We start from the raw sequence: 17527 nt of genomic DNA, 5'->3' as shown, positions 1-17527 counted from the left end.
CCCCTGGGTCCGCAATATAAACATGAGTGAAAGGTTACATATATTTCGGATTGATTACATATCTATCCAACAATTATTTCAGACCGCAGAAGACAATACTGATAAAGCCTCTGGCCCTAATGCAGGAAATGCCACCAAAAAAGCTGAACGCACATATTTTTCAGCTATCCGCACATAAATCTTTCCATCTCTCCTTTTTTTAGAAAAAACAGTAAGAAATTTGTTCAGATCTGCAAAATACAGGCATTTTCTTTCATTACTTTACTGATATCTTATCTTTTTCTGCAATTGGAGCAGGTTTTCCAAACAGATATCCCTGAAACAGCTGATATCCCCTGCCCCGGAGCCACACAAAGTCTTCCCGGGTTTCAATCCCTTCAGCAAGCGGAACCGATCTCAGTTTCAATGCCTGCTGCAAAAAAGCTTCCGCTGTCTTCTGTTTCTCTGGATCTTTTGACACGCCCTGGACATATTTCATATCCAGCTTCATATAATGCGGCTGCAGCTCGCTCAATAACTCCACCGTGCTGAATCCAGCCCCCACATCATCCAGTGCATAGCGGAATCCTTTTTCCCTATAATAAGCGAGGATCCTTTTCAAATGATCCGTATCCTCCACTTTATCGGTTTCCACTACCTCAAATACGAGCTGACTCGGATCCACCCCTAATCGGTTCGCAAGCTGGACGGTTGATTCCAGGCAGAACTCCGGCGAGTAAATGCTTGTCGGGATAAAGTTTATGAATGCCTTTTTGTCAATAAACGAAGCAAACCTGACCGCCGTCATCCGGCACAAGCGGTCCAGGACATACAGCCTGCCTCGCTTTCTGGCTGCACCAAAGATTTCTCCCGGAAAAATGACCGATCCATCTTCCCGGTAAAATCTCGCCAGCATTTCATAAGCAAACATCCTAAGCACACCCTCATCGTATCATAGTCCTATTTCACTATATTACCAGATATAGGATAGCTTACATACACTAATCGCAGTACATTCCCAGCCAGCAAAAAAGACCACCCCCAGCCTCAGCCGAAGATAGCCTCTTAAATAATCACTCATACCGCAAAGATTCAATTGGACTCAGCCTAGAAGCTTTATTAGCCGGCAGCAGACCGAAGATGATGCCGATCGCCATTGAGAAGAAAAGGGCGCCTGCGACGACCTGCCAGGAAATGAGTGATGGCCAGCCGGCAAAGAATGAAATCAGAGATGCAGAACCCCAGCCCAGCAGGATTCCCAGCACTCCTCCAATTAAGGTCAGCGTGACAGATTCGATTAAAAACTGTCCCATGATTTGCCCTCTGGTCGCTCCGAGTGCTTTTCGGATGCCGATTTCCCTCGTTCTTTCCGTTACAGATACGAGCATGATATTCATGACCCCAATTCCGCCAACAAATAGCGAGATACCGGCGATACTGCCGATGATTAAAGTCATGACCTTTGTAATCTGGCCGATTCCTTCTGCCATTTCTTCCATGTTGATAACCATATAAGATTCTTCTGTATTATGCATCTTGTTAAGCAGGTTGGCAGCCTTCTTTCCTGCCGTCTGAAGCTGATCAGCGGATTCTGCCTGAAGCGTCACCTGGGTAAAGTCACTCTTCCCATAAATTGTCTGCCATGTTTTAGTAGGCACATAGATCTCCAGAACACCGAATGAAAAGAGCCCTGTCTGCTTTTCCATGACTCCAATGATTTCAATCGGCTGGTTCCCAATCCGGATCACTTCGCCAACCGGCGACTTGCCATCAAAGAGCTCCTCCTGCATGGAATAGCTGACAAGCCCCACTCTGCGTCCGCCAAGGAAATCTGCAGCCGTAAAGGACCGCCCTTTCTCCATATCAACATTGTTCAGCTCAAAATAGGCTGGACCTACTCCTGTTGTCGATGTTTCTGCCTTCTTTTCCCCAAAAGAAGCCTGTGAAAACTGTGAGCTTGAAGCAACTACTCTTTTAATCTCTGGAATCTGCTCCAGTGCATTGATATCTTCCCCATCAAAAGGAGCTTCATTAAATATGTTTGGGTTTGCCTGAATTTCCTCGTCAGAAGGCTGATAAAACAGCTCCACTGTATTGCCGGGACCTGTCAGCTGCGTCTTCAGCATCGCTTCTCCGCCCTGGCCGATTGCGACTACAATAATGACAGCCCCAACACCAATAATGATCCCAATCATCGTTAAAATCGATCTCATTTTATGCGCCTTTAAGGAACTAAGCGCCATTTTGATATTTTCTAAAAAACTCATGTAGGCGCCCCCCTGCGGGAAGGTTCTGCGGACACAATCAGCCCATCCCTCACCATAATCGTGTGATGGGCATACTCTGCAACCTCAGGTTCATGTGTAACCATTACAATCGTAGACCCTTCATGGTTCAGCTCACTGAACAACTCCATAATGGAGGCGCTTGTTTTCGTATCAAGAGCACCTGTTGGTTCATCCGCCAATATGATTTTCGGTTCGTTCACAATCGCTCTGGCGATGGCAACCCGCTGCTTCTGACCTCCTGATAAGGCATTTGGCAGATGCTCCATCCGATCAGCAAGACCCACTTTGATCAGTGCGGCTTCCGCCCTTTCCAATCGTTCCTTTTTTGCAAGGCCGCTGTAAATCATCGGCAGCTCTACATTTTGAATGGCCGTCAGTCTCGGAAGCAGGTGAAACTGCTGAAACACAAACCCGATCGATTGATTTCTGACCTTTGCCAGCTCTGCTTCCGAGTAATTGGATATGTTCTCACCATCCAATTCATATATTCCTTCTGTCGGCAGATCGAGACATCCAATAATATTCATAAGCGTGGACTTTCCCGATCCGGATGGCCCCATAATCGCCACAGAATCCCCTTGCTCAATGCTCAGATTAATCCCTTTTAACACTTCAATTCTTTCTTTTCCCGCCTGATAAGACTTGATTATGCCTTTAAGATCAATCATTTCGCATCCACTTCCATGCCGTCTTTAAGCTGATCTGATGGATTAGTAATAATCAAATCCTTCTCTTTGAGGCCGCTTGTTATCTCGATTTTATTCCCGGAAGCGACACCTGTCTCCACTTCCTGTTTATAGCTTTTCTGATCCCTGACCACGAATAGATATACGCTGCTGTCTCCAGTTATAACCGAGTTTGCCGGAACAGTCAGAGCCTTCTTCTTATCCGTTTCGATTTCCATTATGAGCTGAAAACCTGGTTTCAGGGACATTTCCTTCACCGTGATCTCCACCCGATACTGTGGCGCACTATTTTCGGCAGGGTTCATTCCCTGATTCTCTTCCGGCATATCAGCTACTTCGCTGACTTCGCCTTTCCATTTCTTTTCAGGAATCGCATCGGACCGGAGAGTCACCTTTTGCCCCTCTTTCACCTTTAATGAATCGAATTCTGAAAGTAAGCCTGATGCGCCGATCGCCTTTAAATCGCCAACATAAATGACAGGTTTCCCTGCCGAAGCTGGATCGGAGGAGGCTGCCTTGTTCACCTGAAGCACCACTCCATCCATTGTGCTTTTAACCTCTAATTCTCCAAGACGTTTTTCAATATCTTTCTTCTGCAGAAGCACCTGGCTTAATTCCAGATTCGCCAATCGCTTTTCCAGTTTCAACTGATCCCTTTCAGGCTGTATCTGTTTATCAGCTTCCTTTTCACCAGCCTGTTTGCGCAGCTCTTTTTTCTTATTCCCCAGCTGGTCTTCCTGTTTTTCCAGCTGGCTGATTTTTAAATATCCTGATTCAGCCTGAAGTTTGACTTTTTCCAGTTCAAGCTCCAAAGCCTGTTCATCGAATTTGGCCAGTACCTCTCCTTTTTTAACGGAATCCCCTTCTTCTACCAGGAACTCCTTTATTTCGCCTTTTTCAGGAGAAGCATATATTTTCTGTTCATTCATCAGCTCTACCGTTCCCGGAATCATGATCTGCTCTGTAATTTCCTCCTGAACCGGATGGGCGGTTTTTACTTCAGGCCCTTTCGCAAACGCCTGTCTGTAGACGCTAACGCCAGCCATCAGCAAAAACACAGCCGCAACTCCTATTGCTATCCAAACTTTCTTTTTCATTTAGACACCAGTCATTCCTGAAAGGGTATTGCTGATTAAAGTGAAGACAATGCCGATGATGAAGAAGGCAATCGCAATGCCCCAAGCCCAGCCTTTTGATAATCCTCCAACCCGATGAAGGCCAATAGCCGTTACAACAGACTGCCAGATGCTGAATAACTCGATAGAACCCAAAACCCCTGGTTTCTCGCTGTTCATCAATCCTGCTAAACTAGTAATAAATATTTCCGGATTTCCTCCAATAGCTGCTCTTAATGCCATATTGACCAAGAGGCCTATCCCGCCAATAACAAGAATATAAATATTCATGGAAAATATCTGTTTGAAGGTTGCATCTGATCCAGCAATTTTAATGAAAATCATATAAATACCACCGGAAATGAGGGCAACCACTACAGGTGTGAAAATTCCTGTTATTGCCACACCCACCCTCGAAAACATCATTACCATCTCTGCCTCTGCCTCACTCATGCCTTCAAGCCCAAGGTAAGAAGCATCCATCGACATGGCCATCAAAAACATACCTGCCGCAAACAGAATACTGACCAAAATCAGCGGCACCCAAATCTTCGGGTTCTGGCGTATGCGGTCAAACTGCTCCCCAGGACTCCAAATCATCCCAAGCATACTCGGTTTTGCGCTATTTGTTTTTACTTCTTGTTCCATAAAGAACACTCCTATTCTATTAAAAATAATTCCACTATAGCTTTACGGAATAATATAGAAAAAGTTTCAAATAATTACAATTTACCATTTAAAAATACCAAGAGATCTCTCCCTTGGTATCCTGTCTACACAGCCTTCCGCTGAAAATAAAAATAGCCGCCCAGATAAAACAGTAAAAAGAATCCGCCGATTACAGTCAAAAGCTGTTCCCATGGAATAAAGAAGATATCGCCTGTATCTGCCGCAGGATACATCATTGCAAATGGCTGTGCCCATGGATAATAGGGGCCTACTTTCTCTGAATTCATCGCAAGAATGGATGGCAGTGTAAAAACGACGTTGACCGCAAAAGGTGCCGCAAAGCTTTTGAACCAGACGGACATCCACAGCTGCAGAGCGACTAATGGGAAAGTCGCGACCCAGCCTCCCAATATGCTTTTCCAGACAATCGCTGCCGGAAACGGATCGGCCAAGCCTTTATACAATCCTGCTCCATAAATGGCAGCTAAATAAAATAACTGTATGAGCAAAACCAATAGCAGAATCAGCGCATACTTAGCTGCAAACACTTTTCCCCTTGTGACAGGCAGCGACAGAAGCTGCTTCCAGCCCCCGGCCTGATGCTCATACCGGCAGACAAGGCTTGCCAGAACCCCTGTGACTAACGGCAAAAAGAGGACCGAATAAGGCAAATTCATATAAATCAAAAGCATGTACCATTCATTCATCACCCCCGCCGTTTCAGCTGTATCTGCCCCAATCCCCGCACCCAGCCCAATCAGCGGTCCCACTAAAAGAATGCCGAAGATCCTTGATTTACGCAGTTTAAACCATTCCGACTTTAGAATAGATAGCATCTATTTCACATCCCTTCTCGCAAAATCAATCATGCCTGCTGCGTATAAGAAGAAGCCAGTTCCAACACCGAGCAGGACGTTGATGAGCGGTTCATCCCACTCATTCAGCAGCAGCGGCCATTTCCAAATCAGCCAATCCGGCAAAGTAAAACCAGCATATGTCAGAATTACACCCAGAATCCCCAGAGTGATTGGCACACCCTGGTTCACACTTACAGTCGCTACCCAAAGCTGCAGCGCCAAAACAGGTAATGCCGCAAAAAAAGGATAAAAGCTAAATTTCAGCAGACCGGCATACGGAACCTCCCCGCCTAAATCCAGAGACAATCCAAAAACGATTGTGAACAGCATTAAAAGCACAGAAGAAGTCAGGAGCAGAACCGACAGCACTGTGAACTTCGATAAATACACGCTCATTTTCGAAACTGGCAGTGCAATCAGCTGCTTCCAGGCATTCGTTTCATTCTCAATGCTCGACATAAAAGATGTCAGGATTACGATGCCCAGCACAATCGCAAGCGGAGTGAACGAATGAATATTGTCCAAATAATACCCCCACCGGTCATCATTTTGCCTGAACAAATAATCCTTGCGCACCCCGTAATTGACCATTTGCATGGCTACTACCCCAATTGGGCCGAGGACGGTCAGAAACCAGATTCCTTTCCGCTTAATCTTCATAAATTCGGCTGCCAGCAGCTTTCCCATCATCCGGCCTGCCCCTCCCTCGTCATTTGAAGGAAAATGTCTTCCAATGATCGCTTTTCTTCTTCCACCCGATAAACGGAAAATCCATTTGCTACAAGTCCGCGCACAGCCTCTGCCACCTTTTCATCCGATTGCTGCGGAAGCGAAATAATGCCATTATCCAAACCAGCCTTCATTCCTCTCCCCAGCAGGGATCGCCAGGCTTTGTCGCTCTCGCTGACCTTTAATAAAACGGACTGCTGTGCAAACATGCGCATCGCTTCAATCGAATCCTGAAAAATCATTTTCCCTTTCGTCACAATGCCTACTGTTGTCGCCATCTGATCAATTTCTGATAATAAATGACTGGAGATTAACACGGTCATCCCGCATTCCGATGGCAGGCTTTTAATTAAATTGCGGATCTCAATAATTCCTGAAGGGTCTAAACCGTTTGTCGGCTCATCGAGAATCAGCAGTTCCGGGTTATTCAGCAGCGAGGCAGCAATTCCAAGCCGCTGCTTCATGCCAAGTGAGAAGCCCTTTACTTTTTTATCACCAGCATCTGTTAGCCGGACAATCTCCAGCACTTCAGCGATTCTCTGTTTCGGCACACCAAGTATTTTTCTCATTGCTTCCAGATTTTCTTTTGCTGTTAAATGCGGATAATATGATGGTGACTCCACAAGCGAGCCCACCCGTCCCAATATAGTTAGTCTGTCTTTCTTTAAGTCTTTTTGAAAAATTTCAATTCTGCCGGAATCAGGCTTCATCAGCCCCAAAAGCATCCGGATCGTTGTGGTTTTCCCCGCACCATTCGGACCCAGAAATCCGTAGATCTCCCCTTTGGGTATTTTCATTTCCAGACCTGACACAGCTTTCTCCTGACCAAAATGCTTTGATAAATTTTCCGTTCTTACGATAAACTCCATTCCTCTCACCTCACTTTCCATCTTAGCCAGTCAAGGTTAAAACAAAGGTAGGGAGAAGTTTAAAATTTGTTTAAATATCTAACCGCTTATGTATTTTGACGTTTTCTGCAAAACTTTGTTCTAAAATTCAGATTGCGGTTCCGCTTTTCCCAGAAATCCCGCGCCTGTACTTCAATCAGAGTTTAAATTAACAATGTGCTTGAACCTAGCCAATGAAATAGGGAATCAAAAAAGGTTGCTTAACCTTTTTATGAGAAAGAACTTATTGCTCTTAATCCATGAATAAATAAAAAAAGGATCTTCGACTGGAAGATCCCCGGAAGCACACGGAAAAAGTGACTCCTTTATTTACTATTTGATGATATCTTTTTTTCAGTCAGCACCTCAAGAGCATCTCTTACATCATTGGCAAAGCGAATTGGTTTTTCCACTTTTTCAAAATGGATATACATCAGCCTCGGATCATCAAAGAGCCAATGATTATGAAAAGCTGTCACAATAATGTCATGTTTACGAAGCTCACTAATAAATGGGTTTATCTCTTCTTGCAGGATCACCGTTTCTCCACTGCAAAGAGCCCGGCCGTCTGCTGTCAATGATTCAAATGCAAACATTTGAGGAATTAATAAAAAGGAATTTCCCCTCCTGCCAAGAACGCGTGGCCTAATATTTGTACGGGATTTCATTACAATGCAAACCCCATTTTCAAATGTATTCATGCTGCCTTCCAAAATTCTGTTGAACTCTTCACAAAGTTCTTCTCCTCGTCTATTTGATGATCTTTGTCCCCTGCCAGATCTTCCAACATTGCGGGTAGTTAATAAGTCTAGGGCATTTCTTACTTTTCTGGCAAAAGTTAAAGGTTCATCAATGGATTCAAAATGCATATACATTAACCTTGGATTTTCAAAAAGCCAGTGATTATGAAGGGCAGTGACAATGATTCCATCTTCACGCAAGCTGGTCATAAAGGGGTTAACTTCCTCCTGCAGGAGGACTGTCTCACCAAGACATAATGCCCGGCCGTCCCGATCGAAATTTTCAAATGAATATGCCTGAGGAACAAACATAAAGGATTCAGCTCTCCGGCCTAATACAACCGGGTGTATATTTGTACGGGAATTAGTCGCAGTACAAACTCCATTTATGACAGATGGTACTGATCCCAGAATTTCGGCAAATTCCTGACAAAGATCGTCTGGCTGTGTGTTGTTCATGTTATCCAATTGCAAATCATCTCCTGAACATTATATTTCTAGATATAGTATTCTGGATCGTAAATCAGGAGCATGACCAATATTTTAAGACACAAGTACAGTATTTTTCTGCTAATACAGTTGGTTAACAAAATCCTTTCATAGTAATTTTTGTTTATTAATATTTTTCATCAATAAGAAGCCACTCCTAGTTTGAGTGACTCCCTTTTAATTCACTTAATAAATATACTAACTGGAATCATAATTGTTCTTAATGTCTTCACCTAATCACTTTCATTTGATTCTCCTGATTCTTATCGCTGTACCTTTAACACCAGATTCCATCTCCCAATCCAGCTTCATCCCCTTTACCATTAAATCGATAATGGATAACCCAATTCCGGCTCCTTTTTCATTGGAACTGTTATTCAGCCCCTTCCCATGATCAATAAAAACAATCGCATCGTACTCATCAGTTGATTCAGTCGCCACTTCAAGGTAAAGCCCATCCTTTGCATGCCGCAGGACATTTTGCAGAATGTTATCAAAAATACGGCCCAGCCACATCGGATCCGCTAGCCATTTCTCTTCAAATGGCTCTAACTCGATGATCACTTCAAAATTATTCTTCTCAAAAACCGGATACCATGATGCCATACTTTCTCGAATAAACCGGACAGCATCCAGCTCGATCAGCTCCTGCTTATGCTTGCTCGCCATTAAAAGCGTGTAGCTCATTAAATTCTCAATCAGTCTATCAATATTGACTATCGAGGTTTCCAGTGCTTTGACAGCCTGTATTCCTTCCGGAGACAGATTCTCCTTTGCAATCGAGTATGTTTGCGCATTGATTTTCGTCAAAGGCGTCCGCAGGTCATGGGACAGATTGGCGATCAGCTCCCTCCGCAGCTGCTCTTCCTCCTGCTCGCGCAGCTTGCTTTCCTTAAGCTCTAAGACCATCTCATTAAATGTCTGTTCCAGCTGGCCGATTTCATCATTTTTTTGCACATCGATTTTGATCGGCAGATTATCCATATCCCGTCTTTCCATCGCCTCCTGGAGATGAAGCAGCCTTTTGCGGATGCCCCGGAAAAATAAAAAGGAAACGATGATAAACAGGGAAATGATCAAAAGCAGACCGGCCCCTAAGAGGATTCCATATTTCTCTGTTACCTGCACCATCGGCGGAAGAAATAAATTCCTCGGTATTTCCAGAACGATAAAACCGTTCTTTTCATCCCCGCCAATAAAGCTTATAACTGTAAACGGATCTCCGCCATACCGTTCCTTAATAAACTTCGCTGTAAAGGCAGGCGTCCAATTAGCTGGCAGATTTCCCTTTACATCCAGCTGCTCCATCAAGGTTCCCTGTTCGTCTACCCAAAACATCGAAGCATCCGGATATTTCTTTTTCCATTTGGAAAAATGCCTAAGGATGGTTTCCTTTGAAGCCCTCTCCAGTTCTTTTGCATCCGCATGCCATTTTTCTTCAATATGTTTGGGATCCGATTCATTCTTGCTCTGTTCTCCTAAAATGTCTTCCTGGAGACCCATAGCCAGCATAGCCACGAGTAAATAAGCTGCCTGAAAAAGGAATAAGGCAACCAGAATAATCGCCATATACTTCGCCTGCAGCGATTGAAAGAACCTTTTCATATCTTCACCCTGTAGCCGATTCCGCGGATGGTCTCAATGATTTCAGGACGGGAAGGGTTCTTCTCGAGTTTTTCACGAAGATAGCGGATATGAACCATCAAGGTTTTGTCGCCCTCCATATATTGTTCTCCCCAGACGCCTTCGTAGAGCTGCTCTTTTGTCAGAATCTGATTCAGATGGCGAATGAAGTACTGAAACAGCTGATACTGCTTTCCTGTCAATTGAATTTCACCGTCTGCCTCCCGATTGATAATCCGAAAATCCTTTGTATGCACCTGTAAGTGATGCAGATCCAGCACCTGATCATTCTTTTGAAATCGCCTTAACAGCACTTCAATCCTTGCAGCAAGCTCATCCGGCTGGAAAGGCTTTGTCAGATAATCATCAGCAAAGCTCAGGCCCTCCAGCTTATCCTCCACCGCCGTTCTTGCCGAGAGCATTAGTACTGGCATGTCATTCTTTACTTTCTTAATCCGCTTCCCAAGCGAAAACCCGTCAAGCCCCGGAAGCATAACATCCAAAATGGCAATATCCGCATCAGAAAGATAGTTTTCCATGCCTTCTCCAGACTGCAGCCAGATCACTTCATAGCCTCTTTCCCCTAAATCATTTTTCAGCCAGCTGCCAATATCGCTTTCATCTTCTATGTATAAAATTCTAGCCATACTCTCCACCCTTTAATTTATCTTTTACAAATCTACTTGTGAACATCTTCTAATAAGTTCCCGAATCTAACAAATGCTTCCTGCTAATCTACGAAACTTACTGTTGATAAGATTCATTTTTCCGGCCATGATTCCATGCTGTCTGTGTCCCTGTGTTCCTGCACATACCCGATGACTGACTTATGATCACCGCTGCTTTTTCCCTTTAGATACATGAATAAGGCCAAAACTGCTGCTGCCACAATAAGAATTATTCCAGTGATTACCCACACCATCTTCAAAAGAAAATCTCCATGATTATCCTGTACTTATTTAATACGAAAGGTAATCATGGAGGTTTCTTTTTTATGGTAAAAAAATCTATTTAATTTGAACTTCCTCCCTGCGGCTCTTATACCAGGAATAGAAAGATGAAGCCACCTCGGCTGGCACATTCTCCACACAGGCATGCTGAACAGGCTTACCTCGGTTCACTGTCTGTATGGAGGCAAGTCCAAACAGCTTTTGCCATCGTGTTGCCGTTACTTCTGCCTCAATAACCTTGCTTCTTTTAGAGATAAATAACCGCGTGCCAACAATGCCGGTTTTGACTTGAATAAAAGGGCCATTGATCAAATATCGGGCATTTGTATACCCAGCGATTCGTACAAAGACAATTAAGGAAAAGAGAAGGATAGAACCTGCCAGCCAGGTTTCTTCAATACCCAGAAATTCAGGCTTGAAATAAACCAGGGCGGCTGTAGATAAGATCCATAGCCAGCTTGGCTTTAATAAGCTTGCCCATAGGGCCTTTTTCGGAAGCGGATGCATGTTCTGTAAAATTTCATAAGCCGGCAATATCTCCTCTGCTATCTTGCAGGCCCGATCAACTGGCAGAAAAGGAAATAGCGAATTTACGCCTGCCTTTTCATCTCCTTCCGAAACATCACCTGCTGTCACCAATTTCACTTCAGCTACCCCGGTCAAACGTTTCATCATATTCTGCTTGATTTCTATTGCCTGGACTCGATCTTTTGAAATAGAAAAGGAGGTCTCTTCTAAGAATCCTTTCCGGATATAAATACGGGTTTCGTCAGAAGATATTTCATATTTCCCATACTTGATAAAGGTCCGCAAGAAACCTGCCAATACAGATATAATCAGAAAAAAGATGATTGCAGCAGCCTGCACCTGCCAGGAATCCAGGAATCCCTTCAAAAAGCCTATTCCTCTTTCTTCCAGATCAATAAAGTCAGATATCTTTGTATAAATAGAAGCTATTAAAGACAGCAGTATAAGAAAGCTTAGGGATGTAAAGGCCGCTTTTATAAGATCTTTTTGTCCCGGAGAAAAATGCAGTGTTTTTTCACTCACTTCCGGCACTTCCGCTTTCGTTTTCGCTGAAACCGTCTCTTCCAGCCGGTTCGCTTCTTTTAAGGAAATTACCTTAAACTCTATTGAAGACTCACTTCCATCCATTCCTGTTTCAAAGGTAAGGGATGTGAATCCAAATAGCCGGTGAAGCAGAGACGTATGTCTCTGGATATTTTGCACTTTAGTAAATGGTACAGTTCTCTTGGAGCGGACAAAGATTCCCTTGGATAAATGGATATGAGCATCGTCCACTTCATACTTATTTGATAGCCAATCCAGAAGAACATACAAAGCAGCCAAAGCAATAAAAGGAAGAAAAAGCTTACGTCCCCATACAATCAAAAAGGATTGGGAGCCCGCTTTCATCACAAATAAAAAGAGGGCAATAAAGGCTGAATTTCTTAGTAATTGAATGAGTCCAAACAATATAAGAAGCGGATGATATCTTCTGGCTTGCTTCATTCGTCCTCTTCCTTTACTTTGGCAAGTTTGGCTATCTTATTTCTTAATGAGACAGCCTCCTCTTTTGGCAATGCCGGGATTACATGAGAAGACCCCATCGTTCCCATGCTTACGGAATATAGGCCGTATTTCCTCATAATAGGACCCTGCACGGTTTCAACCGATTGTATTTTGCTCATGGGGATCAGCAGATGCCTTTCCTGCCACACCCCTGACTTCAGCTGGACATATTCTTCATCCACATCGTAACGCCAGCTTTTGTACTGAATGTATGGCGATATGAAAGACCAAATTGCCGCCGGTATCGATATAGTCAATAAAATGATCAGGATCCACCCGATCCATTCTTTCCATGAAAATCGATCATCCAGATAAAACAACACTCCGAGAACCGCAAATCCGATGATATTTTGGATCGCCTCACTGATGATCCATACCCGGATGGCGTTCCGTGAAATCCTGTTTTGAGGTTCCTTTATATTTACATGCATATTAATCTCCCATCTATTATTCATTTAAAAAGATTTCTTCGAGCGATGGCTCTTCAACTTCCACCCGCAGAACATCCGCCTTGCATTGTGTGAAAGCCCTTATCATGTCAGCAATCTTATTCTCATCGCTGATTGTGATCACTGTATAAGCATCCCCGTGTTCAAGCAGGCTGCCAGTTGAATCAAGCCATTGCTTCAGCTTAGCTTGTTCCTGCTTCGGCACGTTGGAGTGTTTCATTTTGACAGTTATGGTTGACCGGTAAAAGGCCCGTAACTCTTCCATCGTTCCAATCTTATCAATGATTCCATCCCGCATAATGGCAATCCTTGAGCAAATCTTCTCCACTTCATCCAGATTATGCGATGTCATAAAAACCGTCTTCCCCTGTTTTTGAAGCTCTTTAATGAGACGGTGAATGAGAATAACAGATTCCGCATCCATACCCGATGTAGGCTCGTCAAGGAATATCAGCTCCGGATCATGAATAATCGCCTGAGCAATCCCCAGTTTCTTTTTCATGCCAAAGGAGAACTTGCCTGCTTTCTTATTGGCATGTGATAAAAGATCAACACTTCTCAGAACCTCCAGACATTTCTCTTTTGAAGCCCTGGCGCCCGATAGCTCTGAGAAAAAGCGCAAATGATCCAGAGCGGTCCATGACCCATAGAAAGATGAATAATCCGGCATAACCCCCACTCTTTTCATCACTTTGCTATCAGGTCCTTCAACCCCAAGAAGTGAGTATGTTCCGCTGCTGGAGGAAATGATTCCTGTCAGCATATTAATAAAGGTGGATTTACCTGCACCGTTACGTCCGAGAAACCCAAATATCTCGCCTTTCCTTACGGCTAAATCCATTCCCATGACCACCTGATGGGCACCATAGGCTTTTGAGAGCTGTTTCGCTTCGATGGCAATCATCAGCATTCCCTCCTTCTAAAGACAGCATTTGCAGCCAGCAGCATCATACCTGCCAGCCCCAGTATGACTAAGAAAGTAAAATCATCACGCTCCAAATAGTAAAAAGGGATAAGGTATTTCATCCAGTTTACCCAGCCATTTGGAGAAAAAGCAGCCCAAAATCCAAAAGCCGGAAGCATCAGCCCCAGAATGTTGCCTAAAAACATGGTATATCCAGGTCTAGGGATAAGCACGGACAATAGGACAGCTAAAGCTGCCTGGTAAGTCACCAGACTCATCGTCTGGGAAAAAATAAACAGATTAAACTTCTTGGAAAAGATACTGATCAGCAAAAAAGACACCACAATACAGAACAGCCAGAACAACCATATTCCAAGGAATTTACCGAATAATATAGTAGAGCGTGATGCCCTTGTCACCAGAAACCTCATTGTACGCTCATGGATTTCTCTGTTTATTGTGTCATGGGACAAACCGAACACAAATAATTGTCCAAGCAGCAAAATGACACTTAAAAGACCGATCGTATGGATATCCTCAGCCTCGCCTGCCGTCAGTTCCACTCCAGATGATAGTACACTGGAAAACTTCGCTGCATAATACGATACTGCAAATAATATGGCAATCATAATAATGGATTTAATCCCTTTAAAAAGACTTATAAACTCTCTCTTGCACATCACAAACATATTCCATGCTCCCTTCAGCGTGATTCTGATTAAAGTATATATCGTCAATCTTAACCCCCCTGAAATACTTCCTTAATTTTTCCTTAATTCCTATATTTTTGGAAATGGAGTGATATGATAGGTTTGAACAAACTAGATTAGGAGAATAACCATGCAAGATTCAAGATTACTGCTTGTTGATGACGAACAAGCCATTTTGCACATGCTATGCACGATACTGCAGCGTGAACAATTCAGAAATATCGATACCGCCTCTACTGCCGCACAGGCATTAGAGCGCTGCCGGGCCAATACCTATGATCTCATTCTATTGGATGTGATGCTCCCTGACCGCAGCGGTTTTGATATTTGCCCTTTAATAAGGGCAACGACAGATGCTCCCATCTTCTTTCTGACTGCACGATCCACCGACCTTGATAAACTTTCAGGATTTGCCCTTGGAGCAGATGATTATATTACCAAGCCCTTTAATCCGCTTGAAGTAGCTGCGCGAATTAAAGCACACTTGCGGCGCCATAAAGGAAGTCAGCCTATTCCCGTACAAACAATCTATGATTTTGGCAGAATTAAGATCAATACTTCAGCAGGGGAAGTTACTGTTTCTGGAAAAAGGATAGACCTGCCAGCGCAAGTCTACCAGCTTCTCCTATTCTTAAGCAAACATCCCAATCAGATTTTCAGCAAAAGCCAGCTATATGAACATGTATGGGGAGAAGAAGGATTTGGGGAGGACAACACGGTCATGGTGCATATCCGAAAGCTCCGGGAGAAAATTGAAAGCAATCCAAGCAGCCCCTGCCACATTATTACAGTAAGGGGACTTGGCTATAAATTTGTTCCGGAAGGCTGTATTCATGAACATCCATAGACGATTCATCTTTCAATTTTTTGTCCAATTAATTACCGTTTTTGTGCTCTTCTTTATCATTCTGATTTCTTTTTGGGCTTTTCTTGGTTTTTCAATGATGGATTTCGAATCCAAACAGGATCTCTCCAATGCTGAGGATTATTTTGTATCTGACCATGTTAGCTTTAAAGACGGGAAAGCTGTTTTTAAAGAGGAATTGAAAAGCCTGGCAAAGGAACAGAATGGATGGCTCCTTGCCATTAATGAAACCGGGGAGGTTCTTGGCACTTTCAATATGCCGGACAAAGCTCCTAAAAAGTTAAGGAAAAGTGAAATCGCCGCCATTACTTATGGGGAAAGCAGTGAAGCCCATTATACATATTGGAAGATCGGCACTAAACCGCATTTTGTCCTTTTTGGAAAAGCCAAGGCTGAGACTAAACTTCTGAATCAAATATCGCCACTTGTTGATTGGAAACAACAGAAGCTGAACCTTTCTGAAAACATAGAGAACGAACTATCCCGGAGAAATGCCTGGGTCCAGCTTATTGCTCCTGAAGGCAATGTAGTGGATGAGTATGGAGCCAAAAATCAGCAGAACAAATACTCAGTCAGAAAGCTATTCGCAGAGCAGGATACGGAAAGCAGCACACCATCTGTATACTTTGACCCAAACACAGAAAGTGCCATCCTATTAGGGATTCCTGCTGACAATAAGGCTTCCAGTCTGGAAAAAAGTTTATTTGAAAGTCTAAACAGAAGTCTCCTTATCATTTTTATCCTGGCATTCCTGCTGCTTCTGGGCGGAACTCTCTGGTATGCACGCAAATTCGGTGTTCCTCTGCTGACATTAATGAAATGGATTCAAAATCTGGGGAGCGGGCTATATCAGGAGCCTGCAGATGTCCATGGCCGGCCGGTAACACTCAGCAGAAAAGGAAAATTGAAAAGAAAGTTCCGTCTTTATAAAGAGTTAATTGCAACCTTAACACAGCTTACCGAAACTCTTCAGCAAAATGAGAAGCAGCAGCGGATTATGGCCAATACAAGAGAAGAATGGATCAGCGGCCTTTCCCATGATTTAAAAACTCCGCTCTCCTCCATTTCCGGATATGCTCAAATGCTTGCCTCCAATGATTACACATGGTCCGAAAAGGAAACAAAGGAGTTCTCCCTCATTATGGCTGAAAAGTCGGATTATATGATGGACCTGCTGGAGGACTTAACCTTAACTTACCGTCTCAAAAACAATGCTCTGCCAATTGCCAAAGTGCCGACCGACTTAAACGAATTCATTCGCCGAATCATCATTTATTACATTAATGATCCTGTCTATCAGGACAGAACATTCCATTTCATTCCGCATCCTGAATCCATTACGGCTTCCATTGATCCCAAATGGTTTCAGCGGATTATGGATAATATCATATCCAACGCGATTAAATATAACCCGCCAGGAACAGCCATTTCCGTTAGCCTCACTTCCATAGAAGAGCATCTAATTGTCATTAACATTAAGGATGATGGCATCGGCATGGACAGCGCCACACTCGGAAAGCTCTTCAGCCGCTACTATAGAGGAACCCATACAGGCGAAACCGGAAGCGGATCAGGACTAGGCATGGCCATCACCAAACAGCTTGTCCACCTCCATGGAGGTACCATCAATGTTCAAAGCAAGCCGCAAAACGGCACCCTCATCCGGATTATGATGCCAGTCAATTAACACATAAAAAAGAGTGCAGAGTGCACTCTTTTGATGTATATTGCATTTCAATCAAACGTTTGATTGAACAAGATAAGGCCCCACTTAAGTCCCACATCAAAAACTACTTAAAAATAGAAACGCAAAGCATAGCCTCATAAAAAGAATGCAAACTAAAAACGCAGATGCCTTAATGGCTATAAAGGGGGTGAAAATCATGGCAAAGAATAAGAAAAGTCAATCAGATCATAAGAATAATGCACTTCCAAAAGATACAGAATATGCGGATGACAGAGAAAATGGTCTTGAAAGAATCGCTTTAAAAGCCCAAAGAGATAACACCAAGTAA

General features: G+C 43.5%; 19 protein-coding genes. 3 read left to right on the top strand and 16 right to left on the bottom strand.

Translation table 11 applies throughout. From position 1 onward, the window contains the following. Positions 1 to 256 precede the first annotated feature (256 nt). The 16 genes from IRB79_RS04005 to IRB79_RS03930 form a co-directional block, all read right to left on the bottom strand. Positions 257 to 910, bottom strand: coding sequence for an EAL domain-containing protein (locus IRB79_RS04005; protein ID WP_243506842.1), 654 nt, complete (start codon positions 908 to 910; stop codon positions 257 to 259). Positions 911 to 1052: 142 nt separating this feature from the next. Further along, positions 1053 to 2246, bottom strand: a complete 1194-nt coding sequence (locus IRB79_RS04000) for an ABC transporter permease (protein WP_243506840.1) — start codon at positions 2244 to 2246, stop codon at positions 1053 to 1055. Next, complete coding sequence (locus tag IRB79_RS03995; RefSeq protein WP_243506839.1) at positions 2243 to 2935, bottom strand: ABC transporter ATP-binding protein; 693 nt, start codon at positions 2933 to 2935, stop codon at positions 2243 to 2245. Before IRB79_RS03995 ends, IRB79_RS04000 begins: the two co-directional genes overlap by 4 nt. Further along, positions 2932 to 4050 carry an efflux RND transporter periplasmic adaptor subunit gene (locus IRB79_RS03990; protein ID WP_243506838.1) on the bottom strand — a complete coding sequence of 373 codons (1119 nt, stop codon included), beginning with the start codon at positions 4048 to 4050 and terminating at the stop codon, positions 2932 to 2934. The genes IRB79_RS03995 and IRB79_RS03990 overlap by 4 nt, the downstream gene beginning before the upstream one ends. After that, the gene (locus IRB79_RS03985) at positions 4051 to 4716 is read right to left on the bottom strand and encodes a YknW family membrane protein (protein ID WP_243506837.1); all 666 of its coding nucleotides are present in this window, start codon (positions 4714 to 4716) and stop codon (positions 4051 to 4053) included. A gap of 125 nt (positions 4717 to 4841) precedes the next feature. Next, positions 4842 to 5573 (bottom strand): ABC transporter permease, encoded by a 732-nt coding sequence (locus IRB79_RS03980; protein WP_243506836.1) that lies wholly within the window; start codon positions 5571 to 5573, stop codon positions 4842 to 4844. Beyond that, a complete protein-coding gene (locus tag IRB79_RS03975) occupies positions 5574 to 6284 on the bottom strand; it encodes an ABC transporter permease (RefSeq protein WP_243506835.1) in 711 nt (236 codons plus the stop codon). Continuing rightward, positions 6281 to 7192, bottom strand: a complete 912-nt coding sequence (locus IRB79_RS03970; protein WP_243506834.1) for an ABC transporter ATP-binding protein — start codon at positions 7190 to 7192, stop codon at positions 6281 to 6283. Before IRB79_RS03970 ends, IRB79_RS03975 begins: the two co-directional genes overlap by 4 nt. 344 nt (positions 7193 to 7536) lie before the next feature. Next, positions 7537 to 8409, bottom strand: coding sequence for a DUF1259 domain-containing protein (locus IRB79_RS03965; RefSeq protein ID WP_243509209.1), 873 nt, complete (start codon positions 8407 to 8409; stop codon positions 7537 to 7539). A 273-nt stretch (positions 8410 to 8682) separates the two neighbouring features. Next, positions 8683 to 10044, bottom strand: a complete 1362-nt coding sequence (locus IRB79_RS03960; protein ID WP_243506833.1) for a sensor histidine kinase — start codon at positions 10042 to 10044, stop codon at positions 8683 to 8685. Further along, positions 10041 to 10709, bottom strand: coding sequence for a response regulator transcription factor (locus IRB79_RS03955; RefSeq protein WP_243506831.1), 669 nt, complete (start codon positions 10707 to 10709; stop codon positions 10041 to 10043). Before IRB79_RS03955 ends, IRB79_RS03960 begins: the two co-directional genes overlap by 4 nt. Positions 10710 to 10822: 113 nt before the next feature. Beyond that, complete coding sequence (locus tag IRB79_RS03950) at positions 10823 to 10990, bottom strand: hypothetical protein (RefSeq protein ID WP_243506829.1); 168 nt, start codon at positions 10988 to 10990, stop codon at positions 10823 to 10825. 79 nt (positions 10991 to 11069) lie between these two features. Beyond that, on the bottom strand, positions 11070 to 12524 hold the full coding sequence (locus tag IRB79_RS03945; protein ID WP_243506828.1) for a PH domain-containing protein: 1455 nt from the start codon (positions 12522 to 12524) through the stop codon (positions 11070 to 11072). Further along, positions 12521 to 13015: a PH domain-containing protein gene (locus IRB79_RS03940; RefSeq protein WP_243506827.1), complete on the bottom strand. Its 495-nt coding sequence runs from the start codon at positions 13013 to 13015 to the stop codon at positions 12521 to 12523. The genes IRB79_RS03945 and IRB79_RS03940 overlap by 4 nt, the downstream gene beginning before the upstream one ends. A 16-nt stretch (positions 13016 to 13031) precedes the next feature. Beyond that, entirely contained in the window at positions 13032 to 13937 is a 906-nt protein-coding gene (locus tag IRB79_RS03935; protein ID WP_243506826.1) for an ABC transporter ATP-binding protein, read from the bottom strand. After that, the gene (locus IRB79_RS03930; protein WP_243506825.1) at positions 13937 to 14674 is read right to left on the bottom strand and encodes an ABC transporter permease; all 738 of its coding nucleotides are present in this window, start codon (positions 14672 to 14674) and stop codon (positions 13937 to 13939) included. Before IRB79_RS03930 ends, IRB79_RS03935 begins: the two co-directional genes overlap by 1 nt. A gap of 103 nt (positions 14675 to 14777) precedes the next feature. Between IRB79_RS03930 and IRB79_RS03925 the strand changes: the two genes are divergently transcribed. The 3 genes from IRB79_RS03925 (at position 14778) to IRB79_RS28005 (ending at position 17527) form a co-directional block, all read left to right on the top strand. Beyond that, positions 14778 to 15494, top strand: coding sequence for a response regulator transcription factor (locus tag IRB79_RS03925; RefSeq protein WP_243506824.1), 717 nt, complete (start codon positions 14778 to 14780; stop codon positions 15492 to 15494). Further along, positions 15481 to 17199: a sensor histidine kinase gene (locus IRB79_RS03920; RefSeq protein WP_243506823.1), complete on the top strand. Its 1719-nt coding sequence runs from the start codon at positions 15481 to 15483 to the stop codon at positions 17197 to 17199. Before IRB79_RS03925 ends, IRB79_RS03920 begins: the two co-directional genes overlap by 14 nt. A gap of 196 nt (positions 17200 to 17395) precedes the next feature. Then, complete coding sequence (locus IRB79_RS28005) at positions 17396 to 17527, top strand: hypothetical protein (protein WP_275720988.1); 132 nt, start codon at positions 17396 to 17398, stop codon at positions 17525 to 17527.

Source organism: Cytobacillus oceanisediminis (assembly GCF_022811925.1).
Taxonomy (GTDB): domain Bacteria; phylum Bacillota; class Bacilli; order Bacillales; family Cytobacillaceae; genus Cytobacillus; species Cytobacillus oceanisediminis_D.
The sequence above is the reverse complement of the archived record's forward strand: the minus strand, read 5'-3'. Positions and strand labels throughout refer to the sequence as shown.

Bases quoted from the DNA above. Each gene is read 5' to 3' on its own strand.
- IRB79_RS04005 (WP_243506842.1), bottom strand. From the start codon at position 910: ATGTTTGCTTATGAAATGCTGGCGAGATTTTACCGGGAAGATGGATCG.
- IRB79_RS04000 (WP_243506840.1), bottom strand. From the start codon at position 2,246: ATGAGTTTTTTAGAAAATATCAAAATGGCGCTTAGTTCCTTAAAGGCG.
- IRB79_RS03995 (WP_243506839.1), bottom strand. From the start codon at position 2,935: ATGATTGATCTTAAAGGCATAATCAAGTCTTATCAGGCGGGAAAAGAA.
- IRB79_RS03990 (WP_243506838.1), bottom strand. From the start codon at position 4,050: ATGAAAAAGAAAGTTTGGATAGCAATAGGAGTTGCGGCTGTGTTTTTG.
- IRB79_RS03985 (WP_243506837.1), bottom strand. From the start codon at position 4,716: ATGGAACAAGAAGTAAAAACAAATAGCGCAAAACCGAGTATGCTTGGG.
- IRB79_RS03980 (WP_243506836.1), bottom strand. From the start codon at position 5,573: ATGCTATCTATTCTAAAGTCGGAATGGTTTAAACTGCGTAAATCAAGG.
- IRB79_RS03975 (WP_243506835.1), bottom strand. From the start codon at position 6,284: ATGATGGGAAAGCTGCTGGCAGCCGAATTTATGAAGATTAAGCGGAAA.
- IRB79_RS03970 (WP_243506834.1), bottom strand. From the start codon at position 7,192: ATGGAGTTTATCGTAAGAACGGAAAATTTATCAAAGCATTTTGGTCAG.
- IRB79_RS03965 (WP_243509209.1), bottom strand. From the start codon at position 8,409: ATGAACAACACACAGCCAGACGATCTTTGTCAGGAATTTGCCGAAATT.
- IRB79_RS03960 (WP_243506833.1), bottom strand. From the start codon at position 10,044: ATGAAAAGGTTCTTTCAATCGCTGCAGGCGAAGTATATGGCGATTATT.
- IRB79_RS03955 (WP_243506831.1), bottom strand. From the start codon at position 10,709: ATGGCTAGAATTTTATACATAGAAGATGAAAGCGATATTGGCAGCTGG.
- IRB79_RS03945 (WP_243506828.1), bottom strand. From the start codon at position 12,524: ATGAAGCAAGCCAGAAGATATCATCCGCTTCTTATATTGTTTGGACTC.
- IRB79_RS03940 (WP_243506827.1), bottom strand. From the start codon at position 13,015: ATGCATGTAAATATAAAGGAACCTCAAAACAGGATTTCACGGAACGCC.
- IRB79_RS03935 (WP_243506826.1), bottom strand. From the start codon at position 13,937: ATGATTGCCATCGAAGCGAAACAGCTCTCAAAAGCCTATGGTGCCCAT.
- IRB79_RS03925 (WP_243506824.1), top strand. From the start codon at position 14,778: ATGCAAGATTCAAGATTACTGCTTGTTGATGACGAACAAGCCATTTTG.
- IRB79_RS03920 (WP_243506823.1), top strand. From the start codon at position 15,481: ATGAACATCCATAGACGATTCATCTTTCAATTTTTTGTCCAATTAATT.
- IRB79_RS28005 (WP_275720988.1), top strand. From the start codon at position 17,396: ATGGCAAAGAATAAGAAAAGTCAATCAGATCATAAGAATAATGCACTT.